Here is a 15,261-nt window from a genome sequence, read left to right as displayed (position 1 = left end):
TGCCTGAAAAACAGCCCCTTTACGCCTTGTAGAGTGCATCGATCCGCGTGCCGTACCGCTCGCGGATCTTGTGCCGCCGGATCTTGAGGCTGGGCGTCATCTCGCCGTTCTCGATGCTGAACGCCTCGTCCGCGAACGTGAACTGGCGGACTTTCTCGATCACCGACAAATCCCGGTTCACCCGGTCCACCGCGTCGCGAATCGCGTTGCGGAAGGCGGGCAGGCCCTGCAGCGTCGCCACGTCGAACTTCTCGTCCTGTTCGCGCGCCCATTCCACCGCCCATTCCGCATCGGGCACGATCAGGCCGACCAGATAGGGCCGCTTGTCGCCCGAAACCATCGCCTGCGCGATTTCGGGCTGGAGCGTCAGCATCCCTTCCACCTTCTGCGGAGAGACGTTGTCGCCCTTGTCGTTGACGATCATGTCCTTCTTGCGGTCGGTGATGACGATCCGGCCGTTGGCATCGAGATGGCCGATATCGCCGGTGTGCAGCCAGCCATCCTGGATCGCCCGCGCGGTTTCCGCCGGGTTGTGCCAGTAGCCGTGCATGACCAATTCGCCGCGCACGAGGATTTCGCCGTCCTCGGCAATGCGGACCTCCACGCCCTTCATCGGCGGGCCGACGGTGTCCATCTTGATGCCCGCCGCGGGGCGGTTGCACGATATCACCGGGCCGGCTTCGGTCTGGCCATAGCCCTGCAGCATGGTCAGGCCCATCGCCTCGAAGAACACCCCGACATCGGGATTGAGCGGCGCCCCGCCCGACACCATCGCCTTGATGCGGCCGCCGAAGCGCAGGCGGATCTTGGGGCGCAGGCTCTTTTCCAGCAGGAAATCCATCGGCCGGTCCAGCAGCCGGCCGCGGCCCTGCGCCTGGCGTTCGCCGATCGCCAGCGCCCGGCCCATCAGGTAGTTGGCCACGCGGCCCTGCTTTTCCACCTGCTTCATGATGCGCGTGCGCAGCACTTCGAACAGGCGCGGCACCACGACCATCAGCGTGGGACGCACTTCCTCGATATTGCTCGCCAGCTTTTCCAGCCCTTCGGCATAGAATATCTGCGCGCCCATGCCGATCGGCAGGTACTGGCCACCGGTGTGCTCGTAAGCATGGCTTAGCGGCAGGAACGACAGGAACACTTCCTCGTCCCAGCCGAAATCGTTGGCCAGGATATGCGCCGCGCCATCCACGTTGCACAGGATCGCGCCGTGGTGCTGCACCACCCCGCGCGGCGCGCCGCCGGTGCCGCTGGTATAGATGATGCAGGCAGTGTCCGCGCGCCCGATGCCGGCGATGCGCGCCTCCACCGCCGCGCGGGCCGCCGCCGCGTTCCCCGCCAGCAGCGCGTCCCAGTCGTGGAACGTCAGCGTGCCCGATTGCGCCTGCCGCAGCGGCTCGATGCCGATGACGTGTTCGGCGCAGGGCGCGCGCAGCGCCGCCGCCAGCAGCGGCCGCGCCAGCTTGGCGTTGGAAACGATGATCGCGCGCGCGCCGGAATTCTCCAGGATGTGCAGGTGATCGCGCTCGGTATTGGTGATGTAGGTCGGCACCGTGACCAGCCCGGCGGCCATGATCGCCAGATCGGCCAGGCACCATTCGGGCCGGTTTTCCGACACCAGCGCCACCCGGTCGCCATCCTTCAGGCCCAGCCCGCGCAGGGCCTCCGCCATCAGGCAGACCCGGTCCGCCGCCTCGCGCCAGGTGATCGCCCGCCACGCGCCATCGTGCTTGGCCGAGAGGAACGGCCCATCGCCCCGCGCGCGCGCGCGGTCGAAGAACATTGCGACCAGGTTCGGGAATTGTTCGAAATCGCTGAGCTGCACGTCCGGTCCTCTGCCCCACCCGCACGCCGGCTTTTGCTCCACCGTTCGCGCAGGGGAAAGTCCTAAAGAAGCTGCGCCGCTACGGCAACCTTGCGCGGGCGGACACGCCTATCGGAAAGCGTTCAGGGCGCCACCGCCGCGCCTTCGCTGCGCGGATCGGCCGCGCCACGCCAGCGATCGCCGACGCGTTCGATCGCGTTAGCCTTGAAGGAAGCCTCGCGCGCGATGACCTGCCGGTGGCCCAGCGCCATCAGCGCCGGGATCATCGCTTCCTGCGCGGAGCCCTTTTCCACGAACACCACGTCGCCGCCGGGCGCGAAGATCACCGGCAGCGCGATCGCCTCGCGCGCGGGCAGGCCCCAGTCGAGCACGCCGATGATCGCCTTGGCGACCTGCGCCGGGATCGTCGCCCCGCCGGCCGCGCCGATCGCCAGCCGCAGCTGGCCGTCGGGGCCGTAGATCAGCGTCGGCGCCATCGAACTGCGCGGCCGCTTGCCCGCTTCCACCCGGTTCGCGGTGGGCACGCCATCGCGATCGGGCACGATGTTGAAGTCGGTCAGCTCGTTGTTGAGATAATAGCCGCCGACCATCAGGCCCGAGCCGAACGGGCTTTCGATCGTGGAGGTATAGCTGGCGGCGTTGCCCCAGCGGTCCACCGCGACGAAATGGGTAGTGCCGTGCTCTTCCTGCGGGCGTGCGGGGGCGAAAGCGGTGCGGACTCCGGGCGGCGTCCCCGCCACGACCGACGGCAGCGTGCCCTTGTCCGAAATCAGCGCGGATCGTGTCGCCAGATAGGCGGGATCGGTCAGCCCGGCGACCGGCACGCTGACAAAATCGCTGTCCCCCAGGTAGCGGTCGCGATCGGCGTAGGCCAGCCGTTCGGATTCGGCGATCAGGTGCCAGGATACCGGGTTGTCCGGCCCCAGCGCCTTCAGATCGAAGCGTTCGAGCTGCTTGAGAATGGCATAGACCGTGGTCGCGCCCGAGGACGGCGGCCCCATCCCGCACACGCGGTAGCCACGGTAATCGCCGCATACCGGCGCGCGTCCCTTCGCCTGATAGCCGGCGAGGTCCGCCGTGGTCAGCGGCGCGGGATTGCGCGGCGCGGTGCCGACCTTGGCGGCCACGGTCCCGGCATTGTCGCCCGCATAGAAGCTGTCGGCCCCCTGCGCCGCGATTTTCTCCAGCGTTTCGGCCAGCGCCGGATTGCGGATCACCGTACCCGCGGGCAGCGGCTGCCCATCCGCCCCGTAGTAGATGGCGCGCGCCTGCGGATCGAGCGCGCCGGTCCGCGGGAAGCGGCTCAGCATCGCGTAAAGGCGCGGCGTCATGACGAAGCCATCGCGGGCCAGCCGGATCGCCGGCTGGAACAGCGCGCGCCACGCCAGCTTGCCGTGGTGGGCGTGCGCCAACGCGGCCAGGCGCAGGTTGCCCGGCACGCCCACGCTGCGCCCGCCCGGAATCGCCTCGATGATCGGCAGCGGTTGGCCGTTGACGTAGAACCACTGCGGGCCGGCGGCCTTGGGCGCGGTTTCGCGGCCGTCCACCGTCTCGACCTTGCCCGCCGCATCGCCCAGCACCAGGAAGCCGCCGCCCCCGATGCCCGAGCTTTGCGGTTCGACCACGGTCAGCGCCAGCATCGTGGCGATCGCGGCGTCGGTGGCGGTTCCGCCCAGCCGCAGCATGTCCACACCCGCTTCGGCCGCGCGCGGATCGGCGGCGGACACCAGCCCCTTCTCGCCCACCGGCACGCCATCCGCGGGAGCGGGCGCCGGCGCGGCCTGCGGGGTGGTGGAGGCCATCTGGCCCATCGGGGCGCAGGCGGACGTGAGCAGAAGCGCTGCAAGCAGCGCGCGACCGGGCATTTTCATCGATAGCATGGCCGCAAGGCTATTCGGTCCCGACGGCCTCCGCAATGCTCGTCATGCCTTCTTGCCGTACACGCTTCGCCAGGCCCGTCACGATCGCGCGCGCAAGGCCCGGTCCTTCGTAGACCATCGCGCTGTAGATCTGGACCAGGCTGGCGCCCGCACGGATGCGCTGCCACGCATCGTCGGCGCTGGCGATGCCGCCCACGCCGATCAGCGGAATGGCGCCGCCGCTCGCCTTGCGGAATTCGCGCAGGCGTTCCAGCGCCATCTGCCGCAGCGGCTCGCCCGAAAGCCCGCCCGTTTCTCCGGCATGGACCGATCGCAGCGAAGCGGGCCGCTCGATCGTGGTGTTCGACACGATCAGCGCATCGAGCCGCCTGTCCAGCGCAATGCGGCAGATCGCGTCGACATCGGCCCTCTGGAGATCGGGGGCAAGCTTCAGGAACACCGGCGTTGCCAGCGCGCCGCGCGCCTCGATCACCGCATCCAGCAATTCGGCCAGCGCGCCTTCGTCCTGCAACGCGCGCAGCCCGGGCGTGTTGGGCGAACTGATGTTGACCGTGAGATAGGTCGCCAGCGGCGCCATCGTCCGTGTCATCGCCGCATAGTCGGCGATGCGGTCGGCCGAATCCTTGTTGGCGCCGATGTTGACGCCCACGATCCCCGGCTTGCCCAGGCGGGCGCGCAACCGCGCGGCCACCGCATCCGCGCCGTTGTTGTTGAAGCCCATGCGGTTGATGACCGCCCGGTCCTCCACCAGCCGGAACAGCCGGGGCGCGGGGTTCCCCGCCTGCGGACGCGGCGTTACCGTGCCGATCTCGGTAAAGCCGAAACCCAGGCGCAGCACCGCGTCGGGCACTTGCGCGTTCTTGTCGAAACCGGGCGCCATGCCCACCGGGTTGGGAAAGACGATGCCCGCCACGCGCTGCGTCAGCGCGGGTTCGGGCGCCAGCCGCCGCGCCAGCGGCGCGGCGCCAAGCGCCATCAGGGTAAGCCGGTGGGCCTGTTCAGCCGGTATGCGAAACAGCAAGGGGCGCAGCAGTCGATAGAGCATGAAACGGGAAGTCCGCATCCGGATCGGGGAAGAAGTTCCGTCCTATTGCGTCTGCGGTGTCCCAAGCCAAGTGTGATTGCTGCCATCGTGCATCGATATTTCATATAACTAACGGCATTTTTTCAACCTGTTGCGCCGCCGCAACCGTTTTTGTCGAATCCGTACAATTACCGACTCGGCCAATCCCATAGACAAACCGTGCGACCCGAAGGGCTCGGTGCAGTGATGTATCGGGTTCTCGACTTTACGGCGGCCGATGCCCTTCGGGGTTCGGCCGCCTTTTTTTCGCTCTTTCCCGGTCACGCACCGCACTGATTTGCAACCGCCACCTCCGCGCCTTGCGCTTGTGGAGAGCCGCGCCTAGATAACCGGAACGATTCGGTCTGATTTGCAGCCCGCGTTCCCGGAGACTCCCAGGCGATGCGTCTTTCCAGCATGGCGGACTATGCCGTGGTCACGATGACCGCCGCCGCACGCCATTGCGGCGGGGCGCGGATCAGCGCGCAGCAACTGGCCGAGGAAACCGGCCTGCCCGCCCCTACCGTGCAGAAGCTGGTCAGCAAGCTTTCGGCCGCCGGCTTGCTGAAGTCGGTGCGCGGCGCGCGCGGCGGGCTGAAGCTGGCCCGCCCCGCAGCCGCGATCACGCTGGCCGATATCATCGAGGCGGTGGAAGGCCCGATCGCGCTGGCCCCGTGCAGCACGCCGGTCCGCCAGGACTGCACCTGCTCGCTCGAGAAGGATTGTACCGTCCGCCCGCACTGGCCCGTCGTCGACGCGGCGCTGCGCGGCGCGCTGTCGGCCGTCCCCCTTACCCAGTTTGCCCGCCCGATCGCGGCGGAGGCTACCGCATGACCGAAGAAACCCAGGTACAGGACACCCCAGAAAGGGACCAGGCTGCGCGCGACGCGGCGAAGAAGCTCGAAACCTACGAGTGGGGCTTCACGTCCGACATCGAGCAGGAATTCGCGCCCAAGGGCCTGTCCGAAGAGACCGTCCGCTTCATCTCCGCCAAGAAGCAGGAGCCGGAATGGATGCTCGAATGGCGGCTGCGCGCCTATCGCCACTGGCTGACGATGGAGACGCCGGACTGGGCAAAGCTCAACGTGCCGCCGATCGACTATCAGGACGCCTATTACTACGCCGCGCCCAAGAAGAAGGATGGGCCGAAATCGCTGGACGAGGTCGATCCCGAAATCCTGCGCGTCTATGAAAAGCTGGGCATTCCGCTGGAGGAGCAGAAAGTGCTCGCCGGCGTGGAAGGTGCGCGCAAGATCGCGGTCGACGCTGTGTTCGACAGCGTTTCGGTCGCCACCACATTCCGCAAGGAGCTGGAAGAGGCCGGCGTGATCTTCCGCTCGATCAGCGAGGCGATCCGCGAATACCCCGATCTGGTCAAGCGCTGGCTGGGCAAGGTCGTGCCGATGCACGACAACTACTTCGCCGCGCTCAACTGCGCGGTCTTTTCCGACGGCACCTTCGTCTACATCCCCGAAGGCGTGCGCTGCCCGATGGAGCTGTCCACCTATTTCCGCATCAACGCGGAGAATACCGGCCAGTTCGAACGCACGCTGATCGTGGCGGACAAGGGCGCCTACGTCTCGTACCTCGAAGGCTGCACCGCGCCCCAGCGCGACGAGAACCAGCTGCACGCCGCCGTGGTCGAACTGGTCGCGCTCGACGATGCCGAGATCAAGTATTCCACCGTCCAGAACTGGTATCCCGGCGATGCCCAGGGCAAGGGCGGCATCTACAACTTCGTGACCAAGCGCGCGCTGTGCCAGGGCGCGCGGTCCAAGGTTTCGTGGACGCAGGTGGAAACCGGATCGGCGATCACGTGGAAGTACCCGTCCTGCGTGCTCAACGGCGAGGATTCGGTCGGCGAGTTCTACTCGGTCGCCGTCACCAACAATTACCAGCAGGCCGATACCGGCACCAAGATGATCCACAACGGCAAGGGATCGCGCTCGACCATCGTGTCGAAGGGCATCTCTGCTGGAAAGAGCAACAACACCTATCGCGGTCTGGTGCGCGTGGCCCCGCAGGCCGATGGCGTGCGCAACTTCACCCAGTGCGATTCGCTGCTGCTCGGTGGTGAATGCGGCGCGCATACCGTGCCCTATATCGAGGTGCGCAACCCCGGCGCGACGATCGAGCACGAGGCGACCACCAGCAAGATCAGCGACGACCAGCTGTTCTACGCGATGCAGCGCGGGCTGGACCAGGAAAGCGCCGTGGCGCTGATCGTCAACGGCTTCGCGCGCGAGGTGCTGCAGCAACTGCCGATGGAATTCGCGGTGGAAGCGCAGAAGCTGCTGGGTATCAGCCTGGAAGGATCAGTCGGTTGAAGAAGACGCTTACCCTCAAGCCGGTCGAGGAGCGGGCCGACGCGCCCAAGCTCCAGAAAAAGGGGCGTGGCTGGAACATCGCCGAATCGCGGCTCGATACGCTGCATGATGCCGCGCGCGAGATGCGCCGGTCGCCCACCCCGGCGCAGGCCGCGCTGGCGGCGGAGCTGGCCAAGGCCGACCTCGGGCGGTACCGCTTCAAGCGCTATGCGGTGATCGGATCGGCCATCGTCGATTTCGCCTGCCAGCCGCTCAAGCTGGTGGTCGCGCTCGACGAAGGCACGAACCCGCCCGAGATCGAGCGCCGGCGCGACCGCAGCCTGGGCGAAGTGGGCATCAAGGTGATCCGCTATCCCGCCGCCGACGTGCTGGCCGATCCCGAAGGGGCCGCCCGCGCCGTGCTCGCCGAAATGAAGGCCCGCTGGCACGAACAGCGCGCCTCGTCCCGCCCGAACCAGAACCGTCACCGGCAAGGCGCCGCGCGCGGATACCAGAGATAAGCATGCTCCAGATCGATAACCTTTCCAACGAAATCGCCGGCAAGGCCATTCTCAAGGGCCTGTCGCTGACCGTGAACGCGGGCGAAATCCACGCGATCATGGGGCCAAACGGTGCGGGCAAGTCCACGCTGGCCTATACGCTGGGCGGACGACCCGGCTACGCGGTCACCGGCGGCTCGGTCGCGTTCGAAGGCGCCGACCTGCTGGCCATGGAGCCGCACGAGCGCGCCGCGGCGGGGCTGTTCCTGGGCTTCCAGTATCCGGTCGAGATTCCCGGCGTGTCCAACGTCCAGTTCCTGCGCGAGGCGCTGAACGCGCAGCGCAAGGGCCGGGGCGAAGCGCCGCTTTCGGGCGGGGAATTCCTGAAGCTCGCCAAGGAAAAGGCCGGCCTGCTGCGCATGGACATGGACATGCTCAAGCGCCCGGTGAACGTGGGCTTTTCGGGCGGCGAGAAGAAGCGCGCCGAGATGGTGCAGATGGGGATTCTCGATCCCCGGCTGGCGATTCTGGACGAAACCGATTCGGGCCTCGACATCGATGCCCTGCGCATCTGCGGCGAAGGCATCAACGCGATCATGCGCAAGCCGGACAAGGCGGTGCTGCTGATCACGCATTACCAGCGCCTGCTCGATTACGTGAAGCCGGACTTCGTGCACGTGCTGGCCGGCGGCCGCATCGTGAAGTCGGGCGGCCCCGAACTGGCGCTCGAACTCGAACAGCATGGTTACGAGGCGGTGGCGGCGTGAACGCGGCTGCCCTGCCCCTGCCCACCCGCAAGGACGAGGGCTATCGCTACGCCGATCTGGCCGCGCTGGAAACGGTGTGGCCGGCGGCGGTGCAAGTCGTCCGCGTGCCCGCCGGGAAAAGCGCCGCCCTGTCGCTCATCGCCGACGGCAACGGCCCGGAAGCGCGCGAGATCGCGATCACACTGGAAGACGGCGCGGTGTTCGACCTGCGCCTGCTCAACGCCGGGGCTGCCTATGGCCGCATCGGCGTGACCGTCACGCTGGGCAAGGGCGCGGACTTCACGCTGGGCGCTGCGCAGTTGGGCGGCGGCGCGCAGACGCTTGAAGTGGTGACCGAGGTGACACACGCCGAGCCCGACGCGCAGAGCCGCCAGATCGTGCGTTCGGTGCTGGGCGGCCATGCCACCGGCACCTATCTCGGCCGCGTCGCCGTGGCGCGCGGCGCGATTGGCACCGATGCCGAGCAATCGGTCCGCGCCATGCTGCTCGACCGGACGGCGACCGCCAACGCACGCCCGGAACTCGAAATCTTCGCCGACGACGTGAAATGCGCGCACGGCTGCGCGGTGGGCGAGCTTGACGCGCAGGGCCTGTTCTACCTGCAATCGCGCGGGCTTCCCCCGGCGGACGCGAAGAAGCTGATGCTGCAGGCGTTCATCGCCGAAGCCTTCGTCGGCGCGGCCGACGAGGACGCGCTGACGCAAGCCGCGCTCAAGGCGCTGGAGGGGCTGCTGTGACGGGCGAGACTCATCTTTCTCCCCTCCCGCATGCGGGAGGGGTTGGGGGTGGGCCTGTCGCGGCGCTCACCCAGGATCAGCCCACCCCTGGCCCCTCCCGCAAGCGGGAGGGGGACATCTGGCCCGGCCTGCGCAATCCCGACGGCAGCCGCTGGCACTATCTCGATACCGCCGCCACCGCGCAGAAGCCGCAAGAGGTGATCGACGCGGTGACGCACGCGATGGGCGCGGACTACGCTACCGTCCACCGCGGGGTCTATACCCGTTCGGCCGACATGACGCTGGCGTTCGAAGCCGCGCGGCGCAAGGTCGCCGGTCTGCTGGGCGGGGACGAGGGCGAGATCGTGTTCACGCGAGGCGCGACCGAGGGGATCAACCTGGTCGCGCAGACCTGGGGGCAGGCCAATCTGAAGGCCGGCGACCGCATCCTGCTTTCGGTGCTGGAGCACCATTCCAACATCGTGCCCTGGCAATTGCTGCGCGAACGGACCGGCGTGGAAATTGACGTCTGCCCGCTGACGCCGGACGGGCGCATCGATCTGGAAGCGGCCGAACGCATCCTCACCCCCGCGCACAAGCTCGTGGCTTTCGCGCATGTGTCCAACGTGCTCGGTTCGATGCTTCCCGTGGAACAGGCGGTGAAGCTGGCCCATGCCGTCGGTGCCAAGATCCTGCTCGATGGCTGCCAGGCCGTCGCCCGCCTCGCCGTGGACGTGAAGGCGCTCGGCTGCGATTTCTACGTCTGCTCGGCACACAAGCTCTATGGGCCGACGGGCATCGGCGCGCTGTGGGCCAGGGCCGACATCCTCGATGCCATGCCGCCCTGGCAGGGCGGTGGCTCGATGATCGACCGGGTGACCTTCGCGAAAACGACCTATGCCCCCGCGCCGCAACGCTTCGAGGCGGGCACGCCCGCGATCGTCGAGGCGATCGGCTTCGGCGCGGCGGTGGATTTCGTGCAAGGCATCGGGCTGGACGCGATCCACGCCCACGAAGCCGCGCTGGTGGCGCGGGCGCGTGGCGAACTCTCGCGGCTCAATTCGGTCCGCCTGTTCGGCCCCGAGGACAGCGCCGGCATCGTCAGCTTCGCGCTGGAAGGTGTGCACCCGCACGACCTTGGTACGATCCTCGACGAGGAAGGCGTGGCGATCCGCGCAGGGCACCATTGCGCGCAGCCGCTGATGGACCATCTTGGCGTTCCCGCCACGGCCCGCGCCAGCTTCGGCATCTACAGCGATGACAGCGATATCGCCGCGCTGGTGCGCGGCATCGAACGGACGATGAGGATTTTCGGATGACGAACGGTGAGGAACCCAGGTTCACCGTGGAAGAAGTCGAAGACGTGGCCGCGCCGCGCCGCGCCCGCGTGGAAGACATTCCCGAACCGCCTGAAACGCCGGCCGAGAAGCTGGAGCGCAAGCGCGACTATCTCGAAGGCTTCCTGGCGGAAAAGCCGCAGGGAGTGAGCGCGGGCGAGCCGGGCGGCGAAACCTACGAAGCGGTGATCGACGCGCTGCGCGAAATCTTCGACCCAGAAATCCCGGTCAACATCTATGACCTGGGGCTGATCTACGGCGTGGACGTGACCGCCGATGGCCATGCCACCGTGACGATGACGCTGACCACGCCGCATTGCCCGGTCGCCGAATCGATGCCGGGCGAAGTGGAACTGCGCGTGGGCGCGGTGCCGGGCGTGCGCGACGCCGAGGTGAACCTCGTCTGGGACCCGCCGTGGGACCCGCAGAAGATGAGCGACGAAGCCAAGCTCGAACTGGGCATGCTGTGATGGCCACGGCGGCGACCACGCTTGCAGACGGCCTGACGGTGACGCGCGCCGACTATGGCAACGCGGCCGACGCCGATGCCGTGGTCACGCTGCTCGATGCCTATGCGCGCGATCCGATGGGCGGCGGCGCGCCGCTGGCCGACGACGTGAAGGCGCGGCTGGTCGATGGCCTCGCCGGCCATCCCGGCGCCTTTTCGCTGATCGCGCGGATCGATGGCCAGCCGGTGGGTCTCAGCAACTGCTTCACCGGCTATTCCACCTTCGCGGCGCGCCCGCTGGTCAACATTCACGACATGGTCGTGCTGCCCGGCCATCGCGGCCACGGCATCGCCCGCGCCATGTTCGCCGCCATCGAGGACGAGGCGCGCGCGATCGGTGCATGCAAGGTCACGCTCGAAGTGCTGAGCGGCAATGAACGCGCCAAGGCGGTCTATGCCGCGCTTGGCTATGGCGATTACACGCTCGATCCCCAGGCCGGACATGCCCTGTTCTGGCAGAAGAGGCTGACATGACGACAACCACGACCACCCGCCGCCCCCGGCCCGCCGCCGTCCTGCTGACGCCGTCGGCCGAAGCGCGGATCGCCACGCTGATGCAGGCGGCGCCCGATGGCGCGATCGGGGTGAAACTTTCGACCCCGCGCCGGGGCTGCTCGGGCCTTGCCTATTCGGTGGACTACGTCAACGAGGCCAGCGGCTTCGACGAACGGATCGAAACGCCCGGCGGCACGTTCTTCATCGATGGTGCATCGGTGCTCTACCTCGTCGGCAGCACGATGGACTGGGTGGAAGACGATTTCCAGGCGGGCTTCGTGTTCCAGAACCCCAATGCCAAGGGCACGTGCGGCTGCGGCGAAAGCTTCACGATCTGATCTTTTTCGCGGAGCCGGTGCTGCCGGTTCCGGTCATTACCACCAGCGCCACAGGCCGGCGGGAATGCCCGACAGCCGCAGGTGCAGCCAGGTCACCCCGATCCACGCGGCAAGGCCTGCCAGCCAGAACCAGCCCAGATCGGCCAGCCGCCCCACATGCGGCCAGTACGCGGTACGGCCGCACCAGGCGCGCCAGGCATCGGCGTGCAGCGCCAGCTTCTTGCGATCCTGCATATGCGCGCCGACCAGCGCCAGCACCGCGATCGCCCCCGCCAGCACGATAACCCGCGCGCTGGGCGCCACGATCACGTGGGCCACGGCCCACAGGGCAAAGCCCATCATCATCGGATGGCGCGTTACGCGGAACACGCCGCGCGCCTCGCGGGTCGCCAAGCCTGCCATCGACGCCTCGGGCATGGCCGGGTTGCCGATGAGCGAGGCCAGCAGCAGCGCCATCGCCAGCACGGTCAGCACGCTGGCCACCAGCCAGGGCGCGTCGGCCCATCCGTTCCACAGCAGCGGCCCCGGCGTCGCGGCGCGAAAGGCCACGATCACCCAGCCCAGCGTGGCGAAGGCGACCAGCGAATAGACCCCGGCAAAGCCCCGTTCCCCCAGCGCCCCGACCAGCGGCGCGCGCAAGGGGTGCGACAGGAGAAAATGGGTGCCGACAAACGCTGTCGACGCCGCCACGAGCATCACGACCGAAGCATCCATGTTCGTTCTCCCTCCCGCGCGGCGGTCCGCCGCGTCTATTGATAGGCCTTGGGCAAGCTCCCTTCCTGCGGGTGCCGATAGCGGTCGCGCAGCCGCGTCTGGTGATTGACCAGCGATTGGGCCACACCGTCCACATAAACCGCGACCACGCCGGACGTAACCTCCAGCGGATCGCCATCCCACACCACAACGTCCGCCGCCCGGCCGGGCTTCAGGCTGCCGAAGTGATCGCCTTCCCCGATGATCTCGGCCGGGACCGAGGTGATCGCCGCCAGCGCCTCGCCCCAGGTCAGCCCGGTGGCGCCCGGCACGCGCGCCACGCCCACGAGGTTGCCGGCATATTGCGGCGCATAGCGCGGCTGCTCGCCATCGTAGAAATTGCCGATGGCGACCTTGACCCCCGCCTTCTTCATCCGCCCGACGTTCGATTGGGTGGCGGCCAGCGTCTCGAACCGGCCAGGCAGGTCGGTCAGCGCGGTGGCGATCACCGGCACCTGCGCCGCAGCGAGTTCGCCCGCCACGCGCCAGCCTTCGGCCGCGCCGACCACGACCAGGCGCAGCGCCGGAAATTCCCGCTTCAGCGCCAGCGTGGCGCGAATGTCGGCGGCGCGATCGACATGCACGTAAAGCGGCTGCCGCCCGGTGACGACCGGCACCAGCGCCGCCGCATCGAAGCGCGTCAGCAGCGTGTCGGTCGCCTGCCCCTGCACGGACGAAACCATGCGCGGATCGCCGCCCGCCACGCCGGGGGCGGACAGCCCGGCGCGCCGATCCAGCTCGCGCGCCTCGCGCAGCGCGTTGCGCAGCAGCGCTTGCGCCGCCACGCGGCTGCCGCCGGCCAGGCTGGCCCCGCGCTCGCCCAGTTCGACATACTGGAACGCCCGCGCGCGCGTGACCGGATCGGCGGTCGCGGCCAGATCGATCACCGCGCCCTGGCCCGCGAAGATCGCGTTGCCGGCCACCGGCGCCACCGCCGCGCGGGTCACCCCGCCCGTGCGCGATACCGCCACCGGCGGTGCATCGGGGTCGATCGCCACCGAGACATCGAGCGCGGCGTTGAACACCGCCTTGTCGGCATCGTCGTCGTTGCTTTCCGAAACCGCGCCGACGTCGACCAGCCCCAGATCGGTCACCGCGATCACCAGCCCCGGCGTGACCCACTTGCCGCCGGCGTCGATCACCCGCACGCCCGCGGGCACGGCCACGCCGGCGCCCGCCGCCACGATCTTGCCGCCGCGCGCCACGACCACGCCGTTCTCGATCGGCGCGCTTCCGTCGCCCACCGCGACCCGCGCGTTGACGATCGCCCAATCCGCCGATGTCTGCATCCGGGCCTGCGTCTGGGCCAATGCCGGCATGGCCACCGTCGCGGCCAGCAGCGCCACCGCGCCGCGCCTGATCCTGCGCGCGATCATTTCACGTCTCCCTCGCCGGGCAGGCCCAGTTCGAAATCGGACACCGGCCGGCGCTTGGGATCGAGCGCGTCGTACAGCAGCGCCCCATCCACCCAGACCTTTTCCGGCCGGGCATAGACCGACAGCGGATTGCCGTTCCACAGCACCACGTCACCCATCTTGCCGGCGGCCAGGCTGCCGGTCTTCGCATCGATGCCCAGCGCCTTGGCGGGATTGAGCGTGAACCAGCGGACCACCTGCTCGTCGGGAATCGCGATGCCGATCCGCCGGCCATCGCCCTGCGCCTTGGCCGCTTCCTGATTCAGCCGCTGGATGCCGTAATCGTCGTCCGAATGGATGATCACGCAGACGCCGGCATCCTGCAGCAGCGCGGCGTTCTCGGGAATGCCGTCGAACGCTTCCATCTTGAAGCCCCACCAGTCCGCCCAGACCGCCGCGCAGATATCGTTCTGCTTCAGCAGATCGCCGATCTTGTAGGCTTCCACCGCGTGGTGGAACGCGCTGACCTTGTAGCCGAACTCCCGGGCCATATCGATCACGAAGGCCATCTCGTCCGCGCGGTAGCAATGGTTCTGCACCAGGATCTTGCCGGCCAGCACGTCGGCCAGCGTCTCCATGCCGAGATCGCGCTCCTCCAGCTTGCCGGCATCGCGCTTGCGCTTGTATTCGGCGGCCTTGATCCATGTCTGCCGATCGACCGCGAAGTTGCCCATGCGCGTCGAGGGCATCTGCCCCTTCGCGCCATAGACCCGCTTGGGATTCTCGCCGCAGGCCATCTTCATGCCATAGGGCGCATCGGGAAACTTCATGCCCTGCACCGTGCGCGATGGCACGTTCTTGAGCACGACCGAACGCCCGCCGATCAGGTTGGCCGATCCCGGCAGGATCTGCAGCGTGGTGACGCCGCCGTTGGCCAGCGCGCGCGAAAAGCCGGGGTCCTGCGGCCAGACGCTGTGTTCGGCCCAGACCTGCGGCGTGGTCGGGCTGGTCATCTCGTTGCCGTCCTGGTGGGCATCGACCCCGGGGCTGGGATAGACGCCCAGGTGGCTGTGAATGTCGATCACGCCCGGCGTCACGAACTTGCCCGTGCCATCGATCCGGCGATAGGTGGCCGGCACCGCCAGCGCGGCATCGCCGATCGCCTGGACCTTGCCGTCGGCGACCAGCACGGTGCCGTTGTCGATCCGCCCGCCGGCGCCGTCGAACACCGTCGCGCCGACGATGGCGACCGGCTCGCCCGGATAGGCGCGATAGGTGGAGGGGTAGGGATTTTCATTCCAGGCGGGCGCGGGCGCGGTCTTCTCGTCCTTCGATTTCGCCAGCCCGGCGCTCGTGCCCAAGGGCAATGCCAGCGCCAGCGCGAGGCCTGCCAGGGCGTGCCCCGCCGTTCTTCCCATTCG

General features: G+C 68.3%; 15 protein-coding genes. 9 read left to right on the top strand and 6 right to left on the bottom strand.

Annotated features, from left to right (window positions below):
* Positions 1-19: 19 nt before the first annotated feature.
* From F1640_RS10450 to F1640_RS10440, 3 genes are all read right to left on the bottom strand, one after another.
* Positions 20-1,780 carry a long-chain fatty acid--CoA ligase gene (locus F1640_RS10450; RefSeq protein ID WP_194921355.1) on the bottom strand — a complete coding sequence of 587 codons (1,761 nt, stop codon included), beginning with the start codon at positions 1,778-1,780 and terminating at the stop codon, positions 20-22.
* 164 nt (positions 1,781-1,944) lie between these two features.
* Complete coding sequence (ggt, locus tag F1640_RS10445; protein ID WP_124810094.1) at positions 1,945-3,693, bottom strand: gamma-glutamyltransferase; 1,749 nt, start codon at positions 3,691-3,693, stop codon at positions 1,945-1,947.
* A 19-nt stretch (positions 3,694-3,712) separates the two neighbouring features.
* Positions 3,713-4,747 (bottom strand): quinone-dependent dihydroorotate dehydrogenase, encoded by a 1,035-nt coding sequence (locus F1640_RS10440; protein WP_194919077.1) that lies wholly within the window; start codon positions 4,745-4,747, stop codon positions 3,713-3,715.
* Between the two features lie 420 nt (positions 4,748-5,167).
* Here F1640_RS10440 and F1640_RS10435 point away from each other — a divergent pair, with 420 nt between their 5' ends.
* The 9 genes from F1640_RS10435 (at position 5,168) to F1640_RS10395 (ending at position 11,732) form a co-directional block, all read left to right on the top strand.
* A complete protein-coding gene (locus F1640_RS10435) occupies positions 5,168-5,599 on the top strand; it encodes an SUF system Fe-S cluster assembly regulator (protein WP_124810092.1) in 432 nt (143 codons plus the stop codon).
* Positions 5,596-7,092: a Fe-S cluster assembly protein SufB gene (sufB, locus tag F1640_RS10430; RefSeq protein WP_194919075.1), complete on the top strand. Its 1,497-nt coding sequence runs from the start codon at positions 5,596-5,598 to the stop codon at positions 7,090-7,092. Before F1640_RS10435 ends, sufB begins: the two co-directional genes overlap by 4 nt.
* Positions 7,089-7,592: a DUF559 domain-containing protein gene (locus tag F1640_RS10425; RefSeq protein ID WP_125954307.1), complete on the top strand. Its 504-nt coding sequence runs from the start codon at positions 7,089-7,091 to the stop codon at positions 7,590-7,592. The genes sufB and F1640_RS10425 overlap by 4 nt, the downstream gene beginning before the upstream one ends.
* Before the next feature lie 2 nt (positions 7,593-7,594).
* Positions 7,595-8,338: a Fe-S cluster assembly ATPase SufC gene (sufC, locus tag F1640_RS10420; protein ID WP_194919072.1), complete on the top strand. Its 744-nt coding sequence runs from the start codon at positions 7,595-7,597 to the stop codon at positions 8,336-8,338.
* On the top strand, positions 8,335-9,075 hold the full coding sequence (locus F1640_RS10415) for a SufD family Fe-S cluster assembly protein (RefSeq protein WP_194919070.1): 741 nt from the start codon (positions 8,335-8,337) through the stop codon (positions 9,073-9,075). Before sufC ends, F1640_RS10415 begins: the two co-directional genes overlap by 4 nt.
* Positions 9,076-9,191: 116 nt before the next feature.
* The gene (locus tag F1640_RS10410) at positions 9,192-10,373 is read left to right on the top strand and encodes a cysteine desulfurase (RefSeq protein ID WP_125954338.1); all 1,182 of its coding nucleotides are present in this window, start codon (positions 9,192-9,194) and stop codon (positions 10,371-10,373) included.
* A complete protein-coding gene (locus tag F1640_RS10405; RefSeq protein ID WP_194919068.1) occupies positions 10,370-10,861 on the top strand; it encodes an SUF system Fe-S cluster assembly protein in 492 nt (163 codons plus the stop codon). The genes F1640_RS10410 and F1640_RS10405 overlap by 4 nt, the downstream gene beginning before the upstream one ends.
* On the top strand, positions 10,861-11,373 hold the full coding sequence (locus F1640_RS10400; RefSeq protein WP_194919066.1) for a GNAT family N-acetyltransferase: 513 nt from the start codon (positions 10,861-10,863) through the stop codon (positions 11,371-11,373). Before F1640_RS10405 ends, F1640_RS10400 begins: the two co-directional genes overlap by 1 nt.
* Positions 11,370-11,732, top strand: coding sequence for an iron-sulfur cluster assembly accessory protein (locus F1640_RS10395; protein WP_194919064.1), 363 nt, complete (start codon positions 11,370-11,372; stop codon positions 11,730-11,732). The genes F1640_RS10400 and F1640_RS10395 overlap by 4 nt, the downstream gene beginning before the upstream one ends.
* Before the next feature lie 36 nt (positions 11,733-11,768).
* On the opposite strand, the gene F1640_RS10390 is transcribed toward F1640_RS10395, so the two are convergent.
* The 3 genes from F1640_RS10390 to F1640_RS10380 are packed head-to-tail and all read right to left on the bottom strand — an operon-like array spanning position 11,769 to position 15,258.
* A complete protein-coding gene (locus F1640_RS10390; protein ID WP_194919062.1) occupies positions 11,769-12,446 on the bottom strand; it encodes an NnrU family protein in 678 nt (225 codons plus the stop codon).
* A 35-nt stretch (positions 12,447-12,481) separates the two neighbouring features.
* Positions 12,482-13,861 (bottom strand): amidohydrolase family protein, encoded by a 1,380-nt coding sequence (locus F1640_RS10385; protein ID WP_194919060.1) that lies wholly within the window; start codon positions 13,859-13,861, stop codon positions 12,482-12,484.
* Positions 13,858-15,258 (bottom strand): amidohydrolase, encoded by a 1,401-nt coding sequence (locus F1640_RS10380; protein ID WP_255530339.1) that lies wholly within the window; start codon positions 15,256-15,258, stop codon positions 13,858-13,860. Before F1640_RS10380 ends, F1640_RS10385 begins: the two co-directional genes overlap by 4 nt.
* Positions 15,259-15,261 lie beyond the last annotated feature (3 nt).

Origin of the sequence: Novosphingobium sp. NBM11, from assembly GCF_015390225.1 — a bacterium.
Taxonomy (GTDB): domain Bacteria; phylum Pseudomonadota; class Alphaproteobacteria; order Sphingomonadales; family Sphingomonadaceae; genus Novosphingobium.
The sequence above is the reverse complement of the archived record's forward strand: the minus strand, read 5'-3'. Positions and strand labels throughout refer to the sequence as shown.